Consider the following 21315-nt stretch of genomic DNA (forward strand, 5'->3'; position numbering starts at 1 on the left):
CCATGCAACTGAACCGCTTCACCGACTTCGGACTGCGGGTGCTCATGTACCTGACGCAGTGCCGCGACCGCCCGACGGCGGTGACCATCCCGGAGATCGCGGACCGTTTCGGCGCGTCCCGCAACCACCTGGTCAAGGTGGCGCACTTCATGGCGCAGCGCGGCTGGGTGGTCACCACGCGGGGCAAGGGGGGCGGGCTGTGCCTGGCGCATTCGCCTGCCGCCTACCGGCTGGGCGACCTGGTGCGCGAGCTGGAAGAGCAGGGGCCGCTGATCGATTGCCGCGAGCCGCCCTGCGCGCTGGATGGCGCCTGCCGGCTGTCCGGCGTGCTGGCCCAGGCCATGCAGGCCTTCTTCGACGGGCTCAACGCCCACACGCTGGCCGATCTGGTGCGCGACCCGACGGGCGCGGCCATCATCCGGCTGCATCGGGCGGCCTGAGCCATCGCTGTCCTGGCCGGCCGTGCCGCTGCCGGCCAGCGCCTGCTGGCCGCGACGTTCCGCGCCCGGCTCGCGTTCACCCTGGGACATGATCTTTTGTTATGGGTCTGCCCGGTATTGGCATTTGCCGCCGGCGGGCCGGCGCTCCAGAATAGGCTGCAGTGTCAGTCTATTTGGATGAAGGTATGCGGGTTTGCGTGATCGGCGCTGGTGTGGTGGGCGTCACCTCGGCCTATTTCCTGGCGCGCCAGGGGCATGACGTGGTGCTGGTCGACAGCCAGCCGCGTCCTGCGGAAGTTTCCAGTTACGCCAACGGCGGCCAGCTCAGCTACAGCTACGTCGCGCCGCTGGCCGGCCCGGGGGTGCTGCCCAGCGTGCCGGGCTGGCTGCTGCGCTCGGACTCGCCGCTGCGCTTCCGGCCCAGGCTGGATCCGCATCAATGGCGCTGGTGCCTGCAGTTTGCGCTGGCCTGCCGCGCCTCGGTGGCGCGCGCCTCGACCGCCGAGCTGCTCACCCTGTCCTACCTGAGCCGTGACGTCATGCACGCGCTGCTGGCCCAGGAAAACCTGGACTTCGGCCATCTGAAGAACGGCAAGCTCATCGCCTACCGCAGCGCCGAGCTGCTGGACAAGGCGCGCGCGCTGGTCGCCTACCAGGCCGCGCACGGCGCCGACCAGCAGGTGCTGGACGCCGCTCAGACCCTGGCGCTGGAACCGGCCCTGGCCGGCATGGGCGCCAGCCTGGCGGGCGCGATCTATACGCCCAGCGAAGAGGCGGGCGATTGCCGCCAGTTCACCGAGGCATTGTTCGACCGCCTGCAGGGCATGGCCAACGTGCAATGCGCGATGTCCAATCCGGTCTCGGGCCTGCAGCGGGAAGGCCGCCGCGTCGTGGCGGTGCAGAGCCGCGACGGCGACATCGGCGCGGACGCGGTGGTGCTGGCGACCGGCATCGGCACGCGCGCGCTGCTCTCGCCGCTGGGCCACGACGTGCCGCTCTATCCGCTCAAGGGCTACAGCCTTACCGTGCCGCTGGCCGACGACGACCGCATGGCGCCCGCCATCAGCGTCACTGACTACGAACGCCGCATCGTGTACGCCCGCGTGGGCGGCGTGCTGCGCATCGCGGCGATGGTGGACATCGGCGGCGGCGACGCGCAGATCGACCCGGAACGCATCGCGCTGCTCAAGCGCCAGGTCCACGAGGCCTTCCCCGGCCTGGACCTGCGCCAGGCCATTCCCTGGGCCGGACTGCGACCGGCCACGCCCAAGGGCAAGCCGCTGATCGGCCGCAGCCCGGCCGCCGACAATCTGTGGTTGAACATCGGCCAGGGCGCGCTGGGCTTCACGCTGGCCTGCGGCAGCGCGGCGTTGCTGAGCGCGCAGATGGGCGGACTGGAACTGCCGCTGGATCCGGCGCCGTTCCAGCCCTGAGTCCTGGCCGTCTCGACGGGGCAGCCCGCACGGGAATGTCCTTTTTGCGATAGCGATTGCCTTTTCATCGGCAGACGGGCCGACCCCGCATCAATAGGATGGCGGTTCCGTTGCGCCGGGCTTGCCTGGCGAAGCGGAAACCGATTCCCATTCTCCGGGTGAGCCCCATCATGTCCTATCTGTTCCCCCTGTTCGCCATCCTGTTCTGGGCGGGCAACGTCATCGTGTCCAAGATGGCGGCCAGCGCCATCTCTCCCACCGCCATCACCTTCTACCGGCTGGTCCTGGCCCTGGCCATCATGGGCCTGTTCACCGCCGTGCCGGCCTGGCGCAACCGCAAGATCATCCTGCGCCACTGGCCCAAGCTGGCGCTGTACGGCGCGCTGTCCTCGGCGCTGTTCCAGGCGCTGTCCTACCGCGCCGCCGAAACCACCACCGCCACCAACATGGCGATCGTGACCGCGCTGATTCCGCTGCTCAGCATGCTGCTGAGCGTGGTGGTGCTGCGCGACCCGCTGACCCTGGGCATGGCCGTCGGCGGCGTGCTGTCCTTCCTGGGCCTGCTGTACCTGGTGGGGCAGGGCGACATGCTGGCCGTATTCCACAACGGCGTGCACGTGGGCGACGGGCTGATGCTGCTGGCCGCGTTTTCCTATGCGCTGTACGGCGTGCTGCTGCGTCACTGGAAGGTGCCGCTGCCGGCCTGGCAATCGACTTTCGTGCAATCGTTCTTTGCGCTGCTCTACATGCTGCCGCTGTTTCTCAAGGTGCCCGCCGCCCAGGCCGCGCTGGACGTGAAGACCGTGCCGCTGATCCTGTACGCCGGCATCTTCTCGTCGGTGCTGCTGTCCTTCCTGTGGATCGAAGGCGTGCATCGGCTGGGCCCCAACCGTTGCAGCATCTTCATCAACCTGCTGCCGCTGTTCACCGCCATGGCCGCCTTCGCGCTGCTGCGCGAGCAGCTGCATGGCTACCACCTGCTGGGCGGCGCGGTGACGCTGGCCGGCGTGCTGCTGGCGCAGACCGTGCAGCGTCCGCTGTTCGGCCGTGGCGCCGGCGCTGGTCTGGCGGCCGGCAAGGCCTGAGTTCGCCGGCGCGGTATCGCGGGCGGCCCGCGCAGGGCGGCCCGCGTCGCGCGGCGTGCGGGTGGGCCCGCACGGGCGTTCAAGACAGCGGCCCGGCCCGCGCGCACAGTGGCGCTCTTTTGCACAGGAGCGCCCATGAGCATCTTCCAGAAAGCCGCCATCGCGCTGGCGCGCAGTCCCGGCGCCGGCCGCCTCATGCGGGCCACCGCCGCCGGCAGCGCGCTGGCCAGCCGCTTTGTCGGCGGCGCCACGGCCGGGCAGGCGGCGGCGACCGCCGCGCGCCTGCGCGAGCGTCACGGCATCCGCGCCTCGCTGTTCTATCTGGGTGAATACGTCGCCGACCCCGCCATCATCGAACAGACCGTCGGGCAGACCGTCGCCGCCTGCCGCGCGCTGGAGGCGGCGGGCCTGGACGTGCATGTGTCGATTGATCCCACCGCCATCGGCTACGCGCACAGCGACGCGCTGGGCCGCGACAATGCGCGGCGCATCGCGTCGGCGGCGCGGCGGGCCGCCGGCGGGGGGCGCGACTGGGTGGTGCTGGACATGGAGGACGACGGCATCCGCGAGCGTACCTGCGCGCTGCATCGGGAACTGCTGGACGACGGCTTGCCGGCGGGCCTGACGCTGCAGGCGCGGCGCCTGCGCACCTTGCCGGACCTGGAGTGGGCGGTGCGCCAGCGCACCTCGCTGCGCCTGGTCAAGGGGGCCTTCCCGGTGCGCGCGCTGGACCATCGCGGCCGCGCGCGCATTGACGCGGCCTATCTGGAGGCGGCCGCGATCATGCTGTCGCCACAGGCGCGCGCGGCGGGTTTCCTGCCGGTGTTCGGCACCCATGACGATCGGCTGGCCGGCGCGCTCATGGCCCTGGCGCGCGAACGTGGCTGGGCGCCCGACGAGTTCGAGTTCGAGATGCTGTACGGCGTGCGCACCGACTGGCAGCTGGCCCTGCGCGCGATGGGCTATAACCTGCGGGTGTATCTCCCGTTCGGCGCCGACTGGTGGCCGTATGCCATCCGCCGGGTGGGGGAGCATCCCCGCAACGCATGGCTGTTGGCGCGATCCCTGAATTCGGATGGATACGCGGCGGGTCAGGGCTAGGAAACCGGCCCCGGCCGACACGGCCGGATCCGGTTCTTGCATCGATGGCGGTTTCCCAACATATCTGGCATTGCGGCGCCGGCCTGCCCGGCGACGTGCTCATCACCGACCTGCGCGCCTATCGCTATGGGCCGCATTTCCATGACGCCTGGTCGATCGGCGCGATCGACTATGGCGCCTGCGCCTTCACCGTGCGCGATGCACCGCATCTGGCTCAGGCCGGCGATCTGGTCGTGATCGCGCCGGGCGACGTGCATACCGGCGGCACGTCCGAGACGCCACTGGGTTATCGCATGCTCTACGTGGAGCCTTCCTGGCTCGATGACCACGCGCGCGCGCTGCTGGGCGCGGCGGCGGCGTTCGACGGTCCGGTGATCCGCGATCCCGCGCTGTGCGCGCAATGGCTGGCGGCGCTGGCGCCGCAAGACATGGACGAAGCGGGCCGGGCCGAGCGCATCTCGGCCGCGCTGTTCGCGCTGCTGCGCGGGCACGCGCGCGCCGCCGGGCCGATGGCGTCCGAGGATGAGGATGTCTGCGACCAGCTGCGCGCGCGCATGGCGCAGGATCCGGCCTGCGCGCCGGACCTGGAGGCGCTGGCCCGGGCGCAGGCCCGCCACCGCACCACGCTGGTCAAGCAGTTCGCGCGCCGCTACGGCCTGCCGCCGCAGGCCTGGTTGCGCAACTGGCGCGTGGCGCGGGCGCGCGAACTGCTGCGCGGCGGCCTGCCGCTGGCCGACGCCGCGCATGCCGTGGGCTTCGCCGATCAGGCTCACATGACGCGGGTGTTCAAGCAGGTCTACGGCAGCACGCCGGGCGTGTTCCGCAAGGCCTCGGCTGCCGTCCGGCTGCCCTGAAAGGCCGATATGGCATTCCTGATAGTCATGTAATGGACAACCATTAATCGCTTGAGAGGGGAATTTCCTCAATATCTAATGAACCTGCATGTGCGCATGCCTGTTTTTTCGATTGATATTGAGGAATGCCATGAGCCAGCCGCAACGCATCACGATACCGACCGCCGACGCGACCGCGCTGGGCGGTTTCCTCTGGCGCCATCCGCCGCGCGCGCGGGACGGCGTGGCGCAACCCGCTGGCGCCGCGCGCGGTGGCCACGGCTGCGGCAGGGACGGCGGACCGGGCCTGGTCATCATCAACGCCGCGACCTCGGTGCGCTGCCGCTATTACTCGCGCTTCGCCGAATACCTGCACGGCCACGGCTTCGATGTGCTGACCTACGACTATCGCGGCATCGGCGAATCGCGGCCGGCGTCGATGCGCGGCTTCCAGGCGTCCTGGATGGACTGGGGCCAGAAGGATTTCGAGGCGGTGCTGACCTATGCCCGGCGCGAGTTTCCCGGCCAGCCGGTGGACGTGGCCGCGCACAGCATCGGCGGTTTCGTGACCGGGCTGGCGCCGTCCAGCCATCGCCTGCGGCGCATCTTCACCATGGGGGCGCAGTACGCCTACTGGCGCGACTACGCGCCGGAACGCCGGCTGCGCATGCTGGCCAAATGGCACCTGGCCATGCCAATCCTGACCGCTTGCCTGGGCTACTTTCCCGGCCGGCGGCTGGGCTGGCTGGAGGACACGCCGCGCGGCGTGGTGCGCGACTGGAGTTTCATGGGGCCGCGCTTCGAGGCGCGCGGCGCGCCGGCCGCCGGCACGGATCCGCGCGTGGCCACCATGGCGGCGGTGACGGCGCCGATCCTGGCGCTGAGCGTGACGGACGACGAGTTCGGCACCGAGGCCGCCATCGACCGGCTGCTGGCCTACTACACCGGCAGCGCCCGCACCCATCTGCGGCTTTCGCCGGCTTCGATGGGCCTGGCGTCGATCGGCCATTTCGCCTTCTTCCACGAGCGTTTCCGCGACACGCTCTGGCCGATCGCGCTGGGCTGGCTCACGCGCGGGCAGTGGGCGCCGCTGCCGGCGACTCCCATACGCTGTGACTGCGCGGCGTCTCTATCCGGTAGTCCGAGTATTTGCGCGTGAAGAATTCGGCGCCCAGCGCCTGCGCGGCGAGCAGCGGCTGGCGCGGATCGGCCGCGATCTCACCCCGGCTGTTGCCGGCGCCATGCACGAAGCCGACGAAGTCCGAATGCGTGTAGCGCGCGAATTCCTGGATCTGGTGCACGATGCCCAGCGCCGCGCCCGGATAGGTTTCCTCGGACGCCACGGCCAGCCCCAGCCGCTTGCCCTGCATGCGGGTCTTCACGTCTTCCGGGCCGTTGCCCGAGCCCGCGTAGTGGCTGAACGAGCGGTCGAAGAACGCCTTGGTCTGCGCCGACATGCCGTACCAGTAGATGGGGGTGCAGAACAGCACGCCGCGCGCCGGCAGGAAGTGGCGCAGGAACAGTTCGTCGTAGCCGTCGTCCGGCGCCGGCGCATGCCGCAGGTCCGTCAGGAAATGCTTGATGTGGTCGTCCAGGAACAGCAGTTCGGCCGAGATGCCGGCGGTCTCGGCGCCGCGCCGGGCGGCTTCGGCCAGCGCGGCGCTGTTGCCGTCGCGGCGGGGGCTGCCCACCAGGATGAGCAGGCGGTTGGATTGATGATCTGAATTCATGTTGTGATCCTTGTTCATGGACGGCGAAGGCGCCGTTTTCAGGATGAAATTTAGGGTCTTCTGGCGGCGCCGGACAAATGAGGAATCCTGCTTTAAGATGAGAAAAAATCATCTATAAGGTTTGCCTTAGCCATGTTCGCCAATCTGCCCGTGACCGCGCTGCGCACCTTCGAATCGGCCGCGCGGCTGCGCAGCTTCAAGCTCGCGGCGGCGGAGCTGGCGGTCACGCCCACGGCCGTGTCGCACCAGGTCAAGGCGCTCGAACAGCGCGTGGGCGTCGCGCTGTTCGAGCGCGTGCCGCGCGGCGTGCGCCTGACCGAGAGGGGCGCCAGCCTGTTCGCCGGCGTGCATGGCGCGCTGCTGGATATCGCGCAGACGCTGGACGCGCTGCGGCCGGCGCCGGATGCGGGCGCGTTGACGGTCTCCACCACGCATTCCTTCGCCGCGCTGTGGCTGGTGCCGCGATTGGGGCGTTTCCATCAGGCATACCCGCAATACCAGCTTCGGCTGGACGCCAATGCGCGGCCCGTGGACCTGCTGCAGGACGCCAGCGTGGACGTGGCCATCCGCTATAGCCAGAAGCGCTATCCGGCGCTGGTGGCGGCCTGCTCGCTGCCCGAGTCCTTCGGCGTGTACGGCGCGCCGGCCCTGGCCGCGAGGCTGGGCGGGGCGCGCGCCGGCCGGGAAGCGCCCGCGCTGGTCACGGTGCGCTGGCGCGATTCGCGGCTGTATGACGAGGGCTGGCGGCAATGGTGCGAGGCGGCCGGCCTGCCGCGCTGGCGCAAGCCCGCCGCCATCCATGCCTACGAGGAAGAACACTACGCGCTGCAGGCGGCCATCGCCGGGCAGGGCCTGGTGCTGGCCAGCTCGGTCATGGTGTCCGACAGCGTCCGCCTGGGGGCGCTGGCGCCGCTGCGGCCCGAGGTCCGTGTGCCGGGCGCGGCCTATACCGCGCTGTGCGCGCCGGGGCGCGAACGGCATCCGCCGGTGCGCGCCTTCCTGGACTGGCTGGCGCGCGAATTCGAGGCCTGAGCCGGGCGCGCGCGCGGCTATCATGTCGGGCATTGCTTACGCGCCGCTCGCCATCCGGGCCGCGCCCGCAACCGGAGAACGCGGACCGTGAACCGATTCCAAGAAATGACCGTGTTCCTGGCGGTGGCCGAGGCGCAGAGCTTCGCGGCCGCCGCGCGCCGGCTGCGGATGTCGGCGCCCTCGGTCACGCGCAGCGTGGCCGCGCTGGAGCGGCGGCTGGGCGTGCTGCTGCTGTTGCGCACCACGCGCAGCCTTCGGCTGACCGAGGCCGGCCAACGCTACGCGGATGATTGCCGCCGCATCCTGGAAGAGGTTGAACAGGCCGACGACGCGGCTGCCGGCGTCATGGCCGCGCCGCGCGGCGCGCTCAGCCTGACCGCGCCGGCGCTGTTCGGCGAGCTGCACGTGATGCCGGTGGTCATGGACTATCTGCGCGCGCATCCACAGGTCTCGCTGCGCACGCTGCTGGTGGACCGCGTCGTCAATCTGCTGGACGAGGGCGTGGACGTGGCGGTGCGCATCGGCGCCTTGCCGGATTCGACGCTGACGGCGGTGCCGGTTGGGTACGTGCGGCGCGTGGTCTGCGCCTCGCCGGCCTTCCTGGAGCGTCACGGCGTGCCGCAAGACCCGGACGCGCTGACGCGCTACTGCACCATCACCGCGGCCATGGAGGGCAGGGGGCCGCAATGGCGCTTCCTGCAGGACGGGCAACCCCGCCGCGTGGACGTGGATTCGCAGCTGACCGTCACCTCGTTCCAGGCGGCGGTGCTGGCCGCGCGCCAGGACTGGGGCCTGACGCAGGTGATGTCCTATCAGGTGGCGCCGCACCTGGCCAGCGGCGCGCTGCGCGTGGTGCTGCGCGACTACGAGCTGCCGCCGGTGCCGGTGCACGTGGTGCATCCGGAAGGGCGGCGCGGGTCGGCCAAGGTGCGCAGCTTCGTCGATTTCTGCGTCCAGGCATTGCGGCGCGATCTGGCCTTGCTGCCCGCTTGACGCGCGACCGGCGCCGCCACGACGGCGGCGCATTTCCTGTTTCGTCCGCCGTTTCTTTCACGCGGTGCAAGACAGTCTTGCCGCCGCCGGTCATTCCCGCCTGCGCCTCGCGGGTTCAACATGGTTGCCTGTTCCCGTTTCCAGAGGCCGGCCATGTCCGAACCCGCCATCACGCTTTATTCCTTTCCCTTGTCCGGCCATGCGCACCGCGTCACGCTGCTGCTGTCGCTGCTCGGCCTGCCGTATCGCCGCGTCGATGTCGATCTGCGCGGCGGCGAGCACAAGCAGCCGCCGTTCCTGGCGCTGAACGCCTTCGGTCAGGTGCCGGTGCTGGAGGACGAGGGCGCGGTGATCGCCGATTCCAACGCGATCCTGGTCTATCTGGCCAAGCGCTACCAGGGCCAGGCCCGCTGGTTGCCCGAGGATGCGCTGGGCGCCGCCGCCGTGCAGCGCTGGCTCTCGGTGGCTGCCGGACAGCTGGCCTCGGGACCGAACGCGGCGCGGCTGGCCACGCTGTTCGGCGTGCCCGATCCCGGCGGCGCGGCGCAGGCGCGCACCCATGCGCTGCTGGCCGTGATGGACGCCGAGCTGGGTCGCCGCGACTGGCTGGCCGGGGAAGCCGCCACCATCGCCGACGTGGCCTGCTACGCCTATGTGGCGCTGGCGCCCGAGGGCAACGTGTCGCTGCAGGACTATCCGCGCGTCCGCGCCTGGCTGGCGCGGGTCGAGGCGCTGCCGGGCTTCGTGCCCATGGTCTTTTCCCACGTTGGCCTGCGGGCCGCCTGAGCGCACGAGGCTCCGTCAATGACTACCGTAATCCAGCCCGCTCCCGCCCCGGCCGAGATGCCGGCTTCGCCCTGGCACGCCGGCGAGCGCCTGCTGCAGGAGCACGTGGGCGTGGCCGCGCGCATGGCGCAGATCGGCCCCAAGGTGCTGCGCGACTACATGCCCGATCAGCACCGCGACTTCTACGCGCAGCTGCCGCTGCTGCTGGCCGGGGCGGTGGATCCGGCGGGCGACCCCTGGGCCGGCGCGCTGGAAGGCGAGCCGGGCTTCGCCTGGTCGCCCGACCCCAGGGTGCTGCGCGTGGCGGCCATGCCGGACGCCGATGATCCCCTGGCGGCGGGACTGGGGCCGGGCAAGGCGCTGGGCTTGCTCGGCATCGAGCTTCAGACGCGCAGGCGCAACCGCGTCAATGGCCTGGTGTCGGCCTGGGACGGCAAGCGTTTCGAGGTGACGGTGGGGCAGTCCTTCGGCAACTGTCCGCAGTACATCCAGACGCGCGAATGGCATTTTTCGCGCGCGCCCGGCCTGCGCTTCGCCGGCGGCGCGCGGGAATCGGCGGGGCTGGATGCCGCGGCCGCCGCGTTGATCCGACGGTCGGACACGTTCTTCGTGGCCAGCTACGCGGACACGCCCGAGGGCGGACGCCAGGTGGACATATCGCATCGCGGCGGGCGGCCGGGCTTCGTGCGGGTCGACGGCGACGTGCTGACGATCCCTGACTTCTCCGGCAACCGTTACTTCAACACGCTGGGCAATCTGGCAGCCAATCCGCGCGCGGGCCTGCTGTTCATCGACTTCGAACGCGGTGATACCTTGCAGCTCAGCGGTCCCACGGAGCTGGTGCTGGAGGGACCGGAGGTGGCGAGCTTCGAAGGCGCCGAGCGGCTGTGGCGCGTGCGGGCGCGGCGGGCGGTGCGACGGCCTGGCGCGCTGGCCCTGCGCTGGCGTTTCGGCGACTACGCGCCCACGTCACTGGCAACGGGGCAGTGGCCGGCGGCGTTGTAGCGGACGGCGCGTTCGGGCGGCGCGGCGGCGGGCGGCTTCAGCCCTGCGCCACCTTGCGCACGACGGTGTCGTCCGGCTCCAGGCGGCGGCCGTCCTGCGCGTGGATCTCCAGCCGGCGCACCGGCTGGCCGCGCTTGCGGTCGATCAGTTCCGAGTGCGCTTCCCGCGGACCGTAGTAGTGGTCCTCGCCCCATTGCCGCAGGCCCACGATCACGGGGAACAGGCCGCGTCCTTTCTCGGTGAGCACGTATTCCTGGTAGGCGCTGCCGTCCGAGGCCGGCGCGGCCTCCAGGATGCCGTGCGCCGTCAGCGTGCGCAGGCGGTCGCTGAGGATGTTCTTGGCCATGCCCAGGTTCTTCTGGAACTCGCCGAAGCGGCGCAGTCCGTCGAAGGCGTCGCGCACGATCAGCAGCGACCACCCGTCGCCGATAGCGTCTAGCGAGCGGGCCACCGGGCAGGCGGCTTCTTCGAAACTGGTGCGTTTGACCATGTGCCGGATCCTCGCGGGAAAACGCGGGCCCGGGTTCGGGCCCGTCGCTGACGGATTTAGTGGTTGCATTATAAAACCATGAGGCATAGCATTCTGGTTTCGTTATGAAACCTTAAAGGCCCACCATGCCATCCCCGGATCGATCCCAAGTCCAAGCCCCGTCCCAAGCGGAAAGCGCCAGTCCCATGCCCGGCTGGCGGGTGCTGTTGCTGGCCGTGGCTTGCGCGCTCAGCGTGGCCAACGTGTATTACGCGCAGCCCTTGCTGGGCGCGATGGGCCGTGAGTTCGGGCTGGACGAGGCGGCGGTGGGCATGGTGGTGACCGCCACGCAGATCGGCTGCGCCGTGGCGTTGCTGCTGGTGGTGCCGCTGGGCGACCTGCTGGACCGGCGGCGCCTGATGATCGGCCAGCTGGTGTTGCTGATGCTGGCCCTGGCGGCGGTGGCCACCGCGTCGGGGGCCGGCTGGCTGCTGGCGGGCATGGCCGCGCTGGGATTGCTGGGCACGGCCATGGCGCAGGGTCTGCTGGCGCTGTCGGCGGCGCTGGCCGCGCCCGGCGAGCGCGGCCGCGTGGTCGGCGCGGCCCAGGGCGGGGTGGTGATCGGCCTGCTGCTGGCGCGCACCTTGTCCGGCGCGCTGGCCGATCTGTGGGGCTGGCGCGCGGTCTATCTGATGTCGGCGGCGCTGTCCGCGCTGCTGGCCGTGGCGCTGGCGCTGGGCCTGCCGCGCCGCCGGCTGCCGTCGGCCGGCATGGGCTATGGGGCCTTGCTGCGCTCCATGTATGCGTTGGTGCTGACCGAGCCGGTGCTGCGGGTGCGAGGCATGATCGCGCTGCTGATGTTCGCCGCCGTCAGCGTGTTCTGGACCGCGCTGGTGCTGCCGCTGTCGGCGCCGCCGCACGCGTTGAGCCACACCGCCATCGGCGCGTTCGGGCTGGTGGGCGTGGCCGGCGTGCTGATGGCGGCGCGCGCCGGCCGGCTGGCCGATGGCGGGCAGGGCCAGCGCACCACGGGCGCGGGCCTCGTGCTGCTGTGCCTGTCGTGGATCCCGCTGGCGCTGCTGGACTGGAGCCTGTGGGCGCTGGCGCTGGGCGTGCTGCTGCTGGACGTGGCGCTGCAGGCGCTGCACGTGACCAACCAGGCCATGATCTTCAGCATCGGCGCGCAGGCGCACAGCCGGCTGGTCGGCGCCTACATGCTGTTCTACGCGGCTGGCAGCGGCCTGGGCGCGATCGCGGCCACGACGGTGTACGCGCATGCCGGCTGGCCGGGCGTATGCGCGCTGGGCGCGGGCTTCAGCGCGGCGGCGCTGTTGTTCTGGCTGGCGACGCTGCCGCGCGGCGTGGCCGCGAAGCCGCGTGAGGGGCAGTGCCAGAACGCCGCGGGTTGATGCGGGAGCGATCAGGCTGGCCGCCCGTGGATCGCGGCCAGCCTGGGTCCGTCCCGGTCAGGGCTGTACTTCGTACTCGCCCGAGCCGAGCACCACGGCGGCCAGCCCCGGCGCCTGGGTCAGCTTGTGCAGCGCATAAGCCTGCGCCGTGGCGATCTTGGCGGCGTGGAACCCGGGGTCTTCCTGCTTGAGGTCCAGGCTGGCCAGCAGCGCGCGCGCCATCTGCCAGCCGGCCAGCGTGGTGCCGGCCAGCATCAGGTAGGGCACGGCCGCGGCGAACACGGCGTTGGTCTTGCCGGCCGCGTTGGCCAGCACGTAGTCCACGGCGCTGGACAGCGCCTCGCGGGCCGCCTTGAGCGGGCCGGCCACGCGGGTGGCGGCCGGATCGTTGCGGGCCAGCAGCGCATCCTCGGTCTGGCGAACCTGGTCCAGCAGCCAGCGCGCCACGGCGCCGCCGTCGCGCAGCGTCTTGCGGCCCACCAGGTCGTTGGCCTGGATCGCGGTGGTGCCTTCGTAGATGGCCAGGATGCGCGCGTCGCGGTAGAACTGCGCAGCGCCGGTCTCCTCGATGAAGCCCATGCCGCCGTGCACCTGCACCCCCAGGCTGGCGACCTCGATCGACATCTCGGTGCACCAGCCCTTGACGATGGGCACCAGGTATTCCTGCACCGCCAGATGGCGCGCGCGGGCCTTCTCGTCGGGCGAAGCGTGCGCCAGGTCGGCATGGCCGGCCGTGTAGTAGGCCAGCGCGCGGCCGGCCTCGGTGACGGCGCGCATGGTGCCCAGGATGCGGCGCACATCCGGGTGGTGGATGATGGTCACGGCCTCGCGCGACGAGCCATCCACCGGACGGCTCTGCACGCGTTCGGCGGCATAGGCCAGCGCATGCTGGTAGGCGCGGTCGGACACGGCCACGCCCTGCATGCCGACGGCGAAGCGCGCGGCGTTCATCATGATGAACATGGCGTCCAGGCCACGGTTCTCCTGGCCGATCAGGTAGCCCACGGCGCCGCCGGCGTCGCCGAATTGCAGCGTGGCGGTGGGGCTGGCCTTGATGCCGAGCTTGTGCTCGATGGACACGCAGTGCACGTCGTTGCGCTGGCCCAGCGAGCCGTCGGCGTTGACCAGGAACTTCGGCACCAGGAACAGCGAGATGCCCTTCACGCCCTCGGGCGCGTCGGGCAGGCGGGCCAGCACCAGGTGGATGATGTTCTCGGCCAGATCATGCTCGCCGTAGGTGATGAAGATCTTGGTGCCGGAGATGCGGTAGCTGCCGTCGCCTTGCGGTTCGGCGCGCGAGCGCAGCAGGGCCAGGTCCGAGCCGGCCTGCGGCTCGGTCAGGTTCATGGTGCCAGTCCACTTGCCGGAGATCATCGGGCCGATGTAGCGCTCGCGCAGCTCGGCCGAGCCGGCGGTCAGCAGCGCCTCGATGGCGCCGTTGGTCAGCAGCGGACACAGCGAGAACGACAGGTTGGCGGCGTTCAGCATTTCCGAGGTGGCCGCGCCCAGCAGGCCGGGCAGGCCCTGGCCGCCGTATTCGGCGGGGTGGTTCATGCCCTGCCAGCCGGCCTCGGCGTACTGGCGGAAGGCCTGCTTGAAGCCGGGCGCGGTGGTGACGGCGCCATCGCGCCAGGCGCCGGGCTCGCGGTCGGCGGGCTGGTTCAGCGGGGCCAGCACCTCGCCGGCGAAGTGCGCGGCTTCCTCCAGCACCGCCTGGGCGGTGTCGGGCGTGGCTTCCTCGAAGCCGGGCAGGGCCGCCACGGCGGGCAGGCCCGCCAGGTGGTTGAGCACGAACAGCATGTCTTTGACGGGGGCTTGGTACGGCATGGCGTCGGAACTCCTGGATATGTGGTTGTCGTTGGAATCAGGCGGACTTGCTGGGATCGGCGGCGGGGCCGGACAGGTCGATGGCGCTGGTGGCGCCCACGGCCGCGCGCAGTTCGAATTTCTGGATCTTGCCGGTGGAGGTCTTGGGCAGCTCGCCGAAGCGCACCGCGCGCGGCACCTTGAAGCCGGGCAGCAGCAGCTTGCAGTGCGCGATGATTTCCTCGGCGGTGGCGCTGCAGCCGGGTTTGAGCTCGACGAAGGCGCAGGGCGTCTCGCCCCACTTGGGATCGGGCATGGCGACCACGGCCACGGCGGCCACCGAGGGGTGGCGGTAGAGCGCGTCCTCGACCTCGATGCTGGAGATGTTCTCGCCGCCGGAGATGATGATGTCCTTGCTGCGGTCCTTGATGCGGATGTAGCCGTCGGGCGTCATCACGCCCAGGTCGCCGGTGTGGAACCAGCCGCCGGCGAAGGCGTCTTCGGTGGCGCGCTCGTTCTTCAGGTAGCCCTTCATGCAGATGTTGCCGCGGAACATGATCTCGCCCACGGTCTGCTCGTCGGCCGGGACTTCGAGCATGGTTTCGGGATCGCGCACCGATACGCCGGCCTGCAGGTGATAGCGCACGCCCTGGCGCGCGTTGAGCAGGGCGCGCTCTTCGTCTTCCAGCGTGTCCCAGGATGCCTGGCGGGCGCAGACGGCGGCCGGGCCGTAGACCTCGGTCAGGCCGTAGACGTGGGTCAGCTCGAAGCCGATCTCCTTCATCTTGGCGATCACGGCGGGCGCGGGCGCGGCGCCGGCGACCATGGTGCGGACCGTGTGCGTGATGCCGGCGCGCAGCTCGGCCGGCGCGTTGGCCAGCGCGCTCTGCACGATGGGCGCGCCGCAGTAGTGCGTCACGCCTTCGGCGCGGATCAGGTCGAACACGGTCTTGGGATCGAACTTGCGCAGGCAGACGTTGACGCCGGCGCGCGCGGCCACGGTCCAGGCGAAGCACCAGCCGTTGCAGTGGAACAGCGGCAGCGTCCAGAGGTAGACCGGATGCTTGGGCATGTCCCATTCAAGGATGTTGCTGACGGCGTTCAGGTAGGCGCCGCGATAGTGATAGACCACGCCCTTGGGATCGCCGGTGGTGCCGGACGTGTAGTTCAGCGCGATGGCGTCCCACTCGTCGGCCGGCGGCTGCCAGTCGAACGTGGCGGGCGCGGCGGCCAGGAAGGCTTCGTAATCGGTCGCGCCGGGCAGGGCGGCGGGTGCGCCGTCCAGGTCGTGCACCGAGATCACGGCCAGGTGCGGGAATTCGGCGCGGGCGCGCTGCGCCAGCTCGGCGTACTCGGTGTCGATGATGAGGGCGCGGGCCTCGCCATGGCCCAGCATGAACAGCACGCTGGGCGTGTCCAGCCGCGTGTTCAGTGTGTTGAGCACGGCGCCCAGCATGGGCACGCCGAAGTGCGCCTCGACCATGGCCGGGATGTTCGGCAGCATGACGGCCACGGTGTCGCCGCGCTTGATGCCGGCCTGCGCCAGCGCGCCTGCAAGGCGCTGCGCGCGCTCGTAGGTCTGGCGCCAGTTGCGGCGCACCTTACCGTGGACCACGGCGAGCCGGTCGCCGTACACTTCGGCCGCGCGGGCGATGAAGTCCACCGGCGTGAGCGCCTCGTAGTTGGCGTCGCGACGGCCCAGCCCATGGTCGTACATGCTGCTCATTGCTTGTGTCTCCTTCCGGCGCGGCTGCCCGCGCTTGTCAGCGTTGCGCCTTTTTCTGGCGCTGGTTTGTCGGCATTGTCGGAGGATGGTCGCGGCCGTCGTTTGACGGCGATCACAGGATCCGCCTTGCCCTAGCTTATCGGCCGCCGGAAAATGGCGTCTGTCGCCTGCATGACAGACTGCCCGCCGGCGCGGAAACCTCCAGTTTTACACGGTTCTTCCCATGTCCGATGTTTCAAACATTGTTTCCCCTGAAGAACTTGCAAGGCTCTTCGGGAATTGCGCCTGGTTCGGCGCGCTCGACCCCGCGCACCGGCAGCTGGTGCTGGCCACGTCGCGCGCCGAGCATGTGCCGGGCGGCGCCTGGATCGCGCGGCGCAACGCGCCGTCGGATCACTGGCTGGGCGTGCACAGCGGGCTGTTGAAGCTCGCCATCTACAACGAGTCGGGCCGCAGCTGCACGTTCTCGGGCGTGCCGCGCGGCGGCTGGTTCGGGGAGGGCAGCGTGATCAAGCGCGAGCTGCGCAAGTACGACGTGGTGGCGATCCAGCCTTCGCTGGTCATGCTGGTGCCGGCCGCCACGTTTCACGCGCTGCTGGCGGCCAGCCTGCCGTTCTCGCATTTCGTCATCAGCCAGTTGAACGACCGCATGGGCGAATTCATCGCGTCGATCCAGAACCACCGGCTGCTGGACGCCGACGCGCGCGTGGCGCAGTCGCTGGCGCAGCTGTTCAATCCGCAGCTGTATCCTTCCACCGACCTGACGCTGACGATCTCGCAGGAAGAGCTGGGCTATCTGACCGGCCTGTCGCGCCAGCGCGTGAACCAGGCATTGCAGGCGCTGACCGACCAGGGCGTGCTGGCGCTGGCCTACAACCAGATCAAGGTGCTGGACCTGGACCGGCTGCGGCGCTACGGGCTGGATCAGTTGTAGGAGGAGGCCGGGGCAGGGCGCCGGCGCTCAGCCGGCCTTTGAACGTGACAGCGCGCGCACATGGCGCGCGATATGGCGGAATTGCTCGGCCATGGCGTCCTGCTGCGCTTCGGGCAACTGCGACAGGAACAGCTCGTCGATGGCCGGTCCGTATACCTTCCACATCTCGCGGCGCAGCGCGCGGCCCTTGGGCGTGAGCCGCGCGTAGGTGGCGCGGCGGTCTTCTTCCGAGCGGAAGCGCTCGACCAGGCCGGCGGCTTCGATGCGGTCCATCAGGCGCGTCAGGTTGTAGCGCGCGATCACCATGCGCTCGGCCATTTCGTACATGCGCGCCGTGCCTTCCGGCGCGCGTTCCAGCGCCCACAGCGCGTCGTACCAGGCCAGCGGCGGCAGGTCCGCGGCGGACAGTCGCTTTTCTATCTCTTCCACCACCAGCGCATGCGCAGTCAGGAAGAGGCTCCAGGCATCGGGCTTGCCTGTGGCCATGCGGTCGGCTCCTTGATTCATCGGTGGGAATGTGCAGCCCGGATTGTAAAGGCGGCGATGCATTGGCGCCGCATTCGCATGCGCGCATCGCGCGTATAGGGCAGCGCGCGCCCGCGCGTCGGATTCGAATCGTCAAATAATTGCACTTGCAATTGTTTGGAAGTCCTCCTACGATTGCAATTGCACATAATGCAATTGCAATTCACAATGCGAAATGGCGATGACGGACCCCGGTCCGGCGCCTTGCTCGCGCCCGACATGGAGGACACACATGGACATGCCGCTGGAACCCACGGACCTCGATCCCCAGGAAACCCGCGAATGGCTGGACGCGATGCAGGCCGTGGTCGCGCACGAAGGCCGGCCGCGCGCGCACTACCTGCTGGATCAGCTGATCGACCAGGACCGCGCTGGCGCGGGCCGCTACGCCGCGCCCAACACCACGCCCTACATCAACACGATTCCGGTCTCGGCCCAGGATGCCTTCCCCGGCGACACCAGCCTGGAGCTGCGGCTGGACGCCTATCTGCGCTGGAACGCCATGGCCATGGTGCTGCGCGCCGGCAAGACCTCGGGCGTGGGCGGGCACATCGCCACCTATGCGTCGGCGACCACGCTGTATGAAACCGGCTACCGCCATTTCTTCCGCGCCGCCACGCCCGAGTTCCTGGGCGACATGCTGTACATCCAGGGCCATTCGGCGCCCGGCATCTACGCGCGCGCCTACCTGGAAGGCCGCTTGTCGGAAGACGAGCTGGACCGCTTCCGCCGCGAGATCGGCGGCGGCGGGCTGGCCTCGTATCCGCACCCGCGCACCATGCCGGGCTTCTGGCAGTTCCCGACCGTGTCGATGGGCCTGGGCCCGTTGATGGCCGCCTACCAGGCGCGCTACATGCGCTACCTGGAAGACCGCGAGCTGATTCCCGCGCAGGGCCGCAAGGTCTGGGGATTCCTGGGCGACGGCGAGCAGGACCAGCCCGAGACGCTGGCCGCCGTGGCCATGGCCGGCCGCGAGAAGCTCGACAACCTGATCTTCGTGGTCAATTGCAACCTGCAGCGCCTGGACGGCCCGGTGCGCGGCAACGCCAAGATCATGCAGGAGCTGGAAAGCGTGTATCGCGGCGCCGGCTGGAACGTGATCAAGGTGGTCTGGGGCGGCGACTGGGACGCGCTGCTGGCCCAGGACCATGACGGCCGTCTGCGCCGCCGCATGATGGAGTGCGTGGACGGCGAGTACCAGGTGTTCAAGGCGCGCGGCGGCGCCTATGTGCGCGAGCATTTCTTCGGCGCGGATCCGGTGCTGCTGGAGCGCGTGGCGCACCTGAGCGACGAGCAGATCGGCGCGCTGCATCGCGGCGGCCACGATCCGGCCAAGGTATACGCGGCCTATGCGGCCGCGCTGCGCCATACCGGCAGGCCCACCGTCATCCTGGCCAAGACGGTCAAGGGCTACGGCATGGGCGCGGCCGGCGAGGCCGCCAACACCAACCACCAGCAGAAGAAGATGGCGGATCCGGCCGTGCGCGCGTTCCGCGACCGCTTCTCCATCCCGGTGCCCGACGATCAGCTGGAGCAGATTCCGTACATCAAGCCGGCGCCCGGCAGCGCCGAGCAGGCCTATTTCGACGCGGCCATCCAGCGCGCGGGCGGCCATCTGCCGCGCCGTCCGGCCGGCCCCGGCCCGCTGGCCACGCCGCCGCTGGAGGCTTTCGCCTCGCTGCTCAAGAGCAGCGAGGGCCGCGAGTTCTCGACCACGCTGGCCTTCGTGCGGCTGCTGGGCCAGCTGCTGAAGGATCCCGGCATCGGCAAGCGCGTGGTGCCCATCGTGCCCGACGAATCGCGCACCTTCGGCATGGACGCCATGTTCCGCCAGGTCGGCATCTATTCGCACGTGGGCCAGCTGTACACGCCGCAGGACGCCGACCAGCTCAATGTCTACCGCGAGGACCGCCAGGGGCAGATCCTGCAGGAAGGCATCAACGAGTCCGGCGCCATGGCATCCTGGATCGCGGCCGCCACGGCGCACAGCACGCATGGGCTGGCGACGATCCCGTTCTACATCTTCTATTCGATGTTCGGCTTCCAGCGCGTGGGCGATCTGGCCTGGGCCGCCGGCGACATCCGCGCGCGCGGTTTCCTCCTGGGCGCGACCTCGGGCCGCACCACGCTGGAAGGCGAGGGCCTGCAGCACGACGACGGCCACAGCCACGTGCTGGCCTCGGTGATCCCGTCGTGTCGCGCCTACGATCCGGCCTATGCCTACGAGATCGCGGTGATCGTGCAGGACGGCATGCGGCGCATGTACCAGGAACAGGAAGACGTCTTCTACTACCTGACCCTGATCAACGAAAAGACCGAGCACCCGGCCATGCCAGAAGGCGCCGAGGAAGGCATCCTGAAGGGCATGCATCGTGTGCGCGAGGGCGGGTCGGGCGAGACGCGGGTGCAGCTGCTGGGCAGCGGCGCGATCCTGCGCGAGGCGATGGCGGCGGCCGACCTGCTGGCGCAGGACTTCGGCGTGCAGGCCGATGTCTGGAGCGTCACCAGCTACACCGAGCTGCGGCGCGAGGGCCAGGAATGCGAACGCTGGAGCCGCCTGCATCCGTTGCAGGACGCGCGGCGCGGCCATGCCGAAACCTGCCTGGCCGCGACCCAGGGGCCGGTGGTGGCGGCGACCGACTACATGAAGACGGTCGCCGAGCAGATCCGCCCCTTCACGGCGGGGCGGCGCTACGTCACGCTGGGCACCGACGGCTTTGGCCGCTCGGACACGCGCCAGGCGCTGCGTGCGTTCTTCGAGGTGGACCGCCACCACATCGCGTTGGCGGCCCTGAAGGCGCTGGCCGACGACGGCGTGGTGCCGAGGGAGCTGGCGGCGGACGCCATCCAGCGCTACGGCATCGATCCCGAGGCCGTGTCGGCGGCCTTGCCCTGACGGGTACGGCGGGCCTCAGGCCCGCCGCGCCAGCAGCGCCCAGACGCCGGCGGCCGACAGCAGCGCGCCGCCGCCCAGGTTGAAGCCGCGCTGCGCGCGCGGCGAGGCCAGCAGGCGGCGCGCCTGGCCGGCGAACAGCGCGTAGGCGGCGGCGTTCAGGCCGGCGCAGGTCACGAAGGTGGCCGACAGGATCCACATCTGGCGCACCGTGTCGCCGGCCGGGTCGATGAACTGCGGCAGGAAGGCGACGAAGAAGATGATGCCCTTGGGATTCAGCGCCGTCACCAGATAGGTGTTGGCAAAGAGCTTCCAGCGCGATCCCGCCTCGCCCGCCTGGGGCAGCGTGGCAGGCGCCACGCCGGCGCGCAGCAGCTTGAAGCCCAGGTACAGCAGGTACAGGCCGCCCACGGTCTTGACCACGGTGAACCAGAACGCCGAGGCCGACAGCAGCGCGCCCAGGCCGACCAGAGACAAAAGCAGCGCGGTGGAATCGCCCAGCGCCACGGCCAGCACCAGCGGCAGGCGGGCGCGCCGGCCGTGCGTGATGGAATAGCTGATGACGGTGAGGATGGTGGGGCCGGGCAGCACCAGCAGCAGGGCCGAGGCGCCCAGGAAGGCCAGCCAGGTTTCGAGAGGCATGACGGGGACTCCGGGAAGGCGACCGCGAGGGTTCGTGGTCAGGGCGGCGGGCGCAGGCCCGCAACGCGGTTCAGGCCCCGCCGGGAAAGGCCGCCGCCTGGGCGTCCGCGCCTGTGCGGGATCAGCGCGCCGAGCTTAGCATGTACTCCACGGCCGCACGCAGGGTCGCCTCGTCCGCCGAGGAGCCGCCGCGCGGCGGCATGGCGCCCTTGCCCGTGAGCACCGTGGCCAGCAGCGCGTCGGCGCCCCGGGCGGCGTAGGGCGCCCAGACCTGGCGGTCTCCCAGCTTGGGCGCATTGGCCACGCCGGACGCGTGGCACACCACACAGGCGGACTTGTAGAGTTTTTCACCGGCGGGGTTGACGGTCTGTGCAGTGGCGTCCGCCCGGGCCGACGCCACGGGCAGGGCGGCCAGCACGGCCAACAGGACGAGTCTTGCTGCTTGGGTCATGGCATCGGTCCTTGAAGGGCGG

At 70.3% G+C, this 21315-nt stretch carries 20 protein-coding genes; 13 read left to right on the forward strand and 7 right to left on the reverse strand.

Going from position 1 to position 21315, the window contains the following annotated elements:
- The first annotated feature begins 2 nt into the window (after positions 1 to 2).
- From C2U31_RS17165 to C2U31_RS17190, 6 genes are all read left to right on the forward strand, one after another.
- Positions 3 to 440, forward strand: coding sequence for an Rrf2 family transcriptional regulator (locus C2U31_RS17165; protein WP_103273863.1), 438 nt, complete (start codon positions 3 to 5; stop codon positions 438 to 440).
- Between the two features lie 185 nt (positions 441 to 625).
- Complete coding sequence (locus C2U31_RS17170; RefSeq protein WP_103273864.1) at positions 626 to 1873, forward strand: D-amino acid dehydrogenase; 1248 nt, start codon at positions 626 to 628, stop codon at positions 1871 to 1873.
- A gap of 170 nt (positions 1874 to 2043) precedes the next feature.
- Positions 2044 to 2958 carry a DMT family transporter gene (locus tag C2U31_RS17175; RefSeq protein ID WP_103273865.1) on the forward strand — a complete coding sequence of 305 codons (915 nt, stop codon included), beginning with the start codon at positions 2044 to 2046 and terminating at the stop codon, positions 2956 to 2958.
- A 135-nt stretch (positions 2959 to 3093) separates the two neighbouring features.
- Positions 3094 to 4059, forward strand: a complete 966-nt coding sequence (locus C2U31_RS17180) for a proline dehydrogenase family protein (protein WP_103273866.1) — start codon at positions 3094 to 3096, stop codon at positions 4057 to 4059.
- Between the two features lie 44 nt (positions 4060 to 4103).
- Positions 4104 to 4913, forward strand: a complete 810-nt coding sequence (locus C2U31_RS17185) for an AraC family transcriptional regulator (RefSeq protein ID WP_103273867.1) — start codon at positions 4104 to 4106, stop codon at positions 4911 to 4913.
- A 130-nt stretch (positions 4914 to 5043) separates the two neighbouring features.
- Positions 5044 to 6051, forward strand: coding sequence for an alpha/beta fold hydrolase (locus C2U31_RS17190; protein WP_103273868.1), 1008 nt, complete (start codon positions 5044 to 5046; stop codon positions 6049 to 6051).
- Here C2U31_RS17190 and C2U31_RS17195 read toward each other — a convergent pair.
- Positions 5960 to 6622, reverse strand: coding sequence for a flavodoxin family protein (locus C2U31_RS17195; protein ID WP_103276423.1), 663 nt, complete (start codon positions 6620 to 6622; stop codon positions 5960 to 5962). The two genes, C2U31_RS17190 and C2U31_RS17195, sit on opposite strands and share 92 nt — an antisense overlap.
- 132 nt (positions 6623 to 6754) lie before the next feature.
- Here C2U31_RS17195 and C2U31_RS17200 point away from each other — a divergent pair, with 132 nt between their 5' ends.
- The 4 genes from C2U31_RS17200 (at position 6755) to C2U31_RS17215 (ending at position 10438) form a co-directional block, all read left to right on the forward strand.
- Positions 6755 to 7654 carry a LysR substrate-binding domain-containing protein gene (locus C2U31_RS17200; RefSeq protein ID WP_103273869.1) on the forward strand — a complete coding sequence of 300 codons (900 nt, stop codon included), beginning with the start codon at positions 6755 to 6757 and terminating at the stop codon, positions 7652 to 7654.
- An 87-nt stretch (positions 7655 to 7741) separates the two neighbouring features.
- Entirely contained in the window at positions 7742 to 8647 is a 906-nt protein-coding gene (locus tag C2U31_RS17205; protein ID WP_233772410.1) for a LysR substrate-binding domain-containing protein, read from the forward strand.
- A gap of 153 nt (positions 8648 to 8800) precedes the next feature.
- Entirely contained in the window at positions 8801 to 9433 is a 633-nt protein-coding gene (locus C2U31_RS17210) for a glutathione S-transferase family protein (RefSeq protein ID WP_103273871.1), read from the forward strand.
- Positions 9434 to 9451: 18 nt separating this feature from the next.
- Complete coding sequence (locus C2U31_RS17215; RefSeq protein WP_199770839.1) at positions 9452 to 10438, forward strand: pyridoxamine 5'-phosphate oxidase family protein; 987 nt, start codon at positions 9452 to 9454, stop codon at positions 10436 to 10438.
- 37 nt (positions 10439 to 10475) lie between these two features.
- Here the strand turns inward: C2U31_RS17215 and C2U31_RS17220 are convergent, their stop codons facing one another.
- On the reverse strand, positions 10476 to 10928 hold the full coding sequence (locus C2U31_RS17220) for a helix-turn-helix domain-containing protein (protein WP_103273873.1): 453 nt from the start codon (positions 10926 to 10928) through the stop codon (positions 10476 to 10478).
- Positions 10929 to 11113: 185 nt separating this feature from the next.
- On the opposite strand from C2U31_RS17220, the gene C2U31_RS17225 reads away from it, so the two are divergent.
- On the forward strand, positions 11114 to 12316 hold the full coding sequence (locus C2U31_RS17225; RefSeq protein ID WP_103273874.1) for an MFS transporter: 1203 nt from the start codon (positions 11114 to 11116) through the stop codon (positions 12314 to 12316).
- 57 nt (positions 12317 to 12373) lie between these two features.
- Here the strand turns inward: C2U31_RS17225 and C2U31_RS17230 are convergent, their stop codons facing one another.
- Both C2U31_RS17230 and C2U31_RS17235 read right to left on the reverse strand, forming a co-directional pair.
- A complete protein-coding gene (locus C2U31_RS17230; protein WP_103273875.1) occupies positions 12374 to 14143 on the reverse strand; it encodes an acyl-CoA dehydrogenase in 1770 nt (589 codons plus the stop codon).
- A 37-nt stretch (positions 14144 to 14180) separates the two neighbouring features.
- On the reverse strand, positions 14181 to 15848 hold the full coding sequence (locus C2U31_RS17235) for an acyl-CoA synthetase (protein WP_103273876.1): 1668 nt from the start codon (positions 15846 to 15848) through the stop codon (positions 14181 to 14183).
- A gap of 223 nt (positions 15849 to 16071) precedes the next feature.
- On the opposite strand from C2U31_RS17235, the gene C2U31_RS17240 reads away from it, so the two are divergent.
- Positions 16072 to 16782: a Crp/Fnr family transcriptional regulator gene (locus C2U31_RS17240; RefSeq protein WP_103273877.1), complete on the forward strand. Its 711-nt coding sequence runs from the start codon at positions 16072 to 16074 to the stop codon at positions 16780 to 16782.
- A 27-nt stretch (positions 16783 to 16809) separates the two neighbouring features.
- Here C2U31_RS17240 and C2U31_RS17245 read toward each other — a convergent pair whose 3' ends face one another.
- Positions 16810 to 17268 carry a MarR family winged helix-turn-helix transcriptional regulator gene (locus tag C2U31_RS17245; protein ID WP_103273878.1) on the reverse strand — a complete coding sequence of 153 codons (459 nt, stop codon included), beginning with the start codon at positions 17266 to 17268 and terminating at the stop codon, positions 16810 to 16812.
- A gap of 271 nt (positions 17269 to 17539) precedes the next feature.
- Between C2U31_RS17245 and aceE the strand changes: the two genes are divergently transcribed.
- Positions 17540 to 20203: a pyruvate dehydrogenase (acetyl-transferring), homodimeric type gene (gene aceE, locus C2U31_RS17250; protein ID WP_103273879.1), complete on the forward strand. Its 2664-nt coding sequence runs from the start codon at positions 17540 to 17542 to the stop codon at positions 20201 to 20203.
- Between the two features lie 15 nt (positions 20204 to 20218).
- On the opposite strand, the gene C2U31_RS17255 is transcribed toward aceE, so the two are convergent.
- A complete protein-coding gene (locus C2U31_RS17255) occupies positions 20219 to 20842 on the reverse strand; it encodes a LysE family translocator (protein WP_103273880.1) in 624 nt (207 codons plus the stop codon).
- Between the two features lie 121 nt (positions 20843 to 20963).
- Positions 20964 to 21293 carry a cytochrome c5 family protein gene (locus C2U31_RS17260; protein ID WP_103273881.1) on the reverse strand — a complete coding sequence of 110 codons (330 nt, stop codon included), beginning with the start codon at positions 21291 to 21293 and terminating at the stop codon, positions 20964 to 20966.
- Positions 21294 to 21315: the final 22 nt, after the last annotated feature.

It is taken from the genome of Achromobacter sp. AONIH1, assembly GCF_002902905.1.
Lineage (GTDB): Bacteria > Pseudomonadota > Gammaproteobacteria > Burkholderiales > Burkholderiaceae_B > Achromobacter.

Bases quoted from the DNA above. Each gene is read 5' to 3' on its own strand.
- C2U31_RS17180 (WP_103273866.1), top strand. From the start codon at position 3,094: ATGAGCATCTTCCAGAAAGCCGCCATCGCGCTGGCGCGCAGTCCCGGC.
- C2U31_RS17220 (WP_103273873.1), bottom strand. From the start codon at position 10,928: ATGGTCAAACGCACCAGTTTCGAAGAAGCCGCCTGCCCGGTGGCCCGC.
- C2U31_RS17210 (WP_103273871.1), top strand. From the start codon at position 8,801: ATGTCCGAACCCGCCATCACGCTTTATTCCTTTCCCTTGTCCGGCCAT.
- C2U31_RS17195 (WP_103276423.1), bottom strand. From the start codon at position 6,622: ATGAATTCAGATCATCAATCCAACCGCCTGCTCATCCTGGTGGGCAGC.
- C2U31_RS17245 (WP_103273878.1), bottom strand. From the start codon at position 17,268: ATGGCCACAGGCAAGCCCGATGCCTGGAGCCTCTTCCTGACTGCGCAT.
- C2U31_RS17200 (WP_103273869.1), top strand. From the start codon at position 6,755: ATGTTCGCCAATCTGCCCGTGACCGCGCTGCGCACCTTCGAATCGGCC.
- C2U31_RS17260 (WP_103273881.1), bottom strand. From the start codon at position 21,293: ATGACCCAAGCAGCAAGACTCGTCCTGTTGGCCGTGCTGGCCGCCCTG.
- C2U31_RS17175 (WP_103273865.1), top strand. From the start codon at position 2,044: ATGTCCTATCTGTTCCCCCTGTTCGCCATCCTGTTCTGGGCGGGCAAC.
- C2U31_RS17215 (WP_199770839.1), top strand. From the start codon at position 9,452: ATGACTACCGTAATCCAGCCCGCTCCCGCCCCGGCCGAGATGCCGGCT.
- C2U31_RS17170 (WP_103273864.1), top strand. From the start codon at position 626: ATGCGGGTTTGCGTGATCGGCGCTGGTGTGGTGGGCGTCACCTCGGCC.
- C2U31_RS17225 (WP_103273874.1), top strand. From the start codon at position 11,114: ATGCCCGGCTGGCGGGTGCTGTTGCTGGCCGTGGCTTGCGCGCTCAGC.
- C2U31_RS17165 (WP_103273863.1), top strand. From the start codon at position 3: ATGCAACTGAACCGCTTCACCGACTTCGGACTGCGGGTGCTCATGTAC.
- C2U31_RS17185 (WP_103273867.1), top strand. From the start codon at position 4,104: ATGGCGGTTTCCCAACATATCTGGCATTGCGGCGCCGGCCTGCCCGGC.
- C2U31_RS17190 (WP_103273868.1), top strand. From the start codon at position 5,044: ATGAGCCAGCCGCAACGCATCACGATACCGACCGCCGACGCGACCGCG.
- C2U31_RS17240 (WP_103273877.1), top strand. From the start codon at position 16,072: ATGTCCGATGTTTCAAACATTGTTTCCCCTGAAGAACTTGCAAGGCTC.
- C2U31_RS17235 (WP_103273876.1), bottom strand. From the start codon at position 15,848: ATGAGCAGCATGTACGACCATGGGCTGGGCCGTCGCGACGCCAACTAC.
- C2U31_RS17230 (WP_103273875.1), bottom strand. From the start codon at position 14,143: ATGCCGTACCAAGCCCCCGTCAAAGACATGCTGTTCGTGCTCAACCAC.
- C2U31_RS17255 (WP_103273880.1), bottom strand. From the start codon at position 20,842: ATGCCTCTCGAAACCTGGCTGGCCTTCCTGGGCGCCTCGGCCCTGCTG.
- aceE (WP_103273879.1), top strand. From the start codon at position 17,540: ATGGACATGCCGCTGGAACCCACGGACCTCGATCCCCAGGAAACCCGC.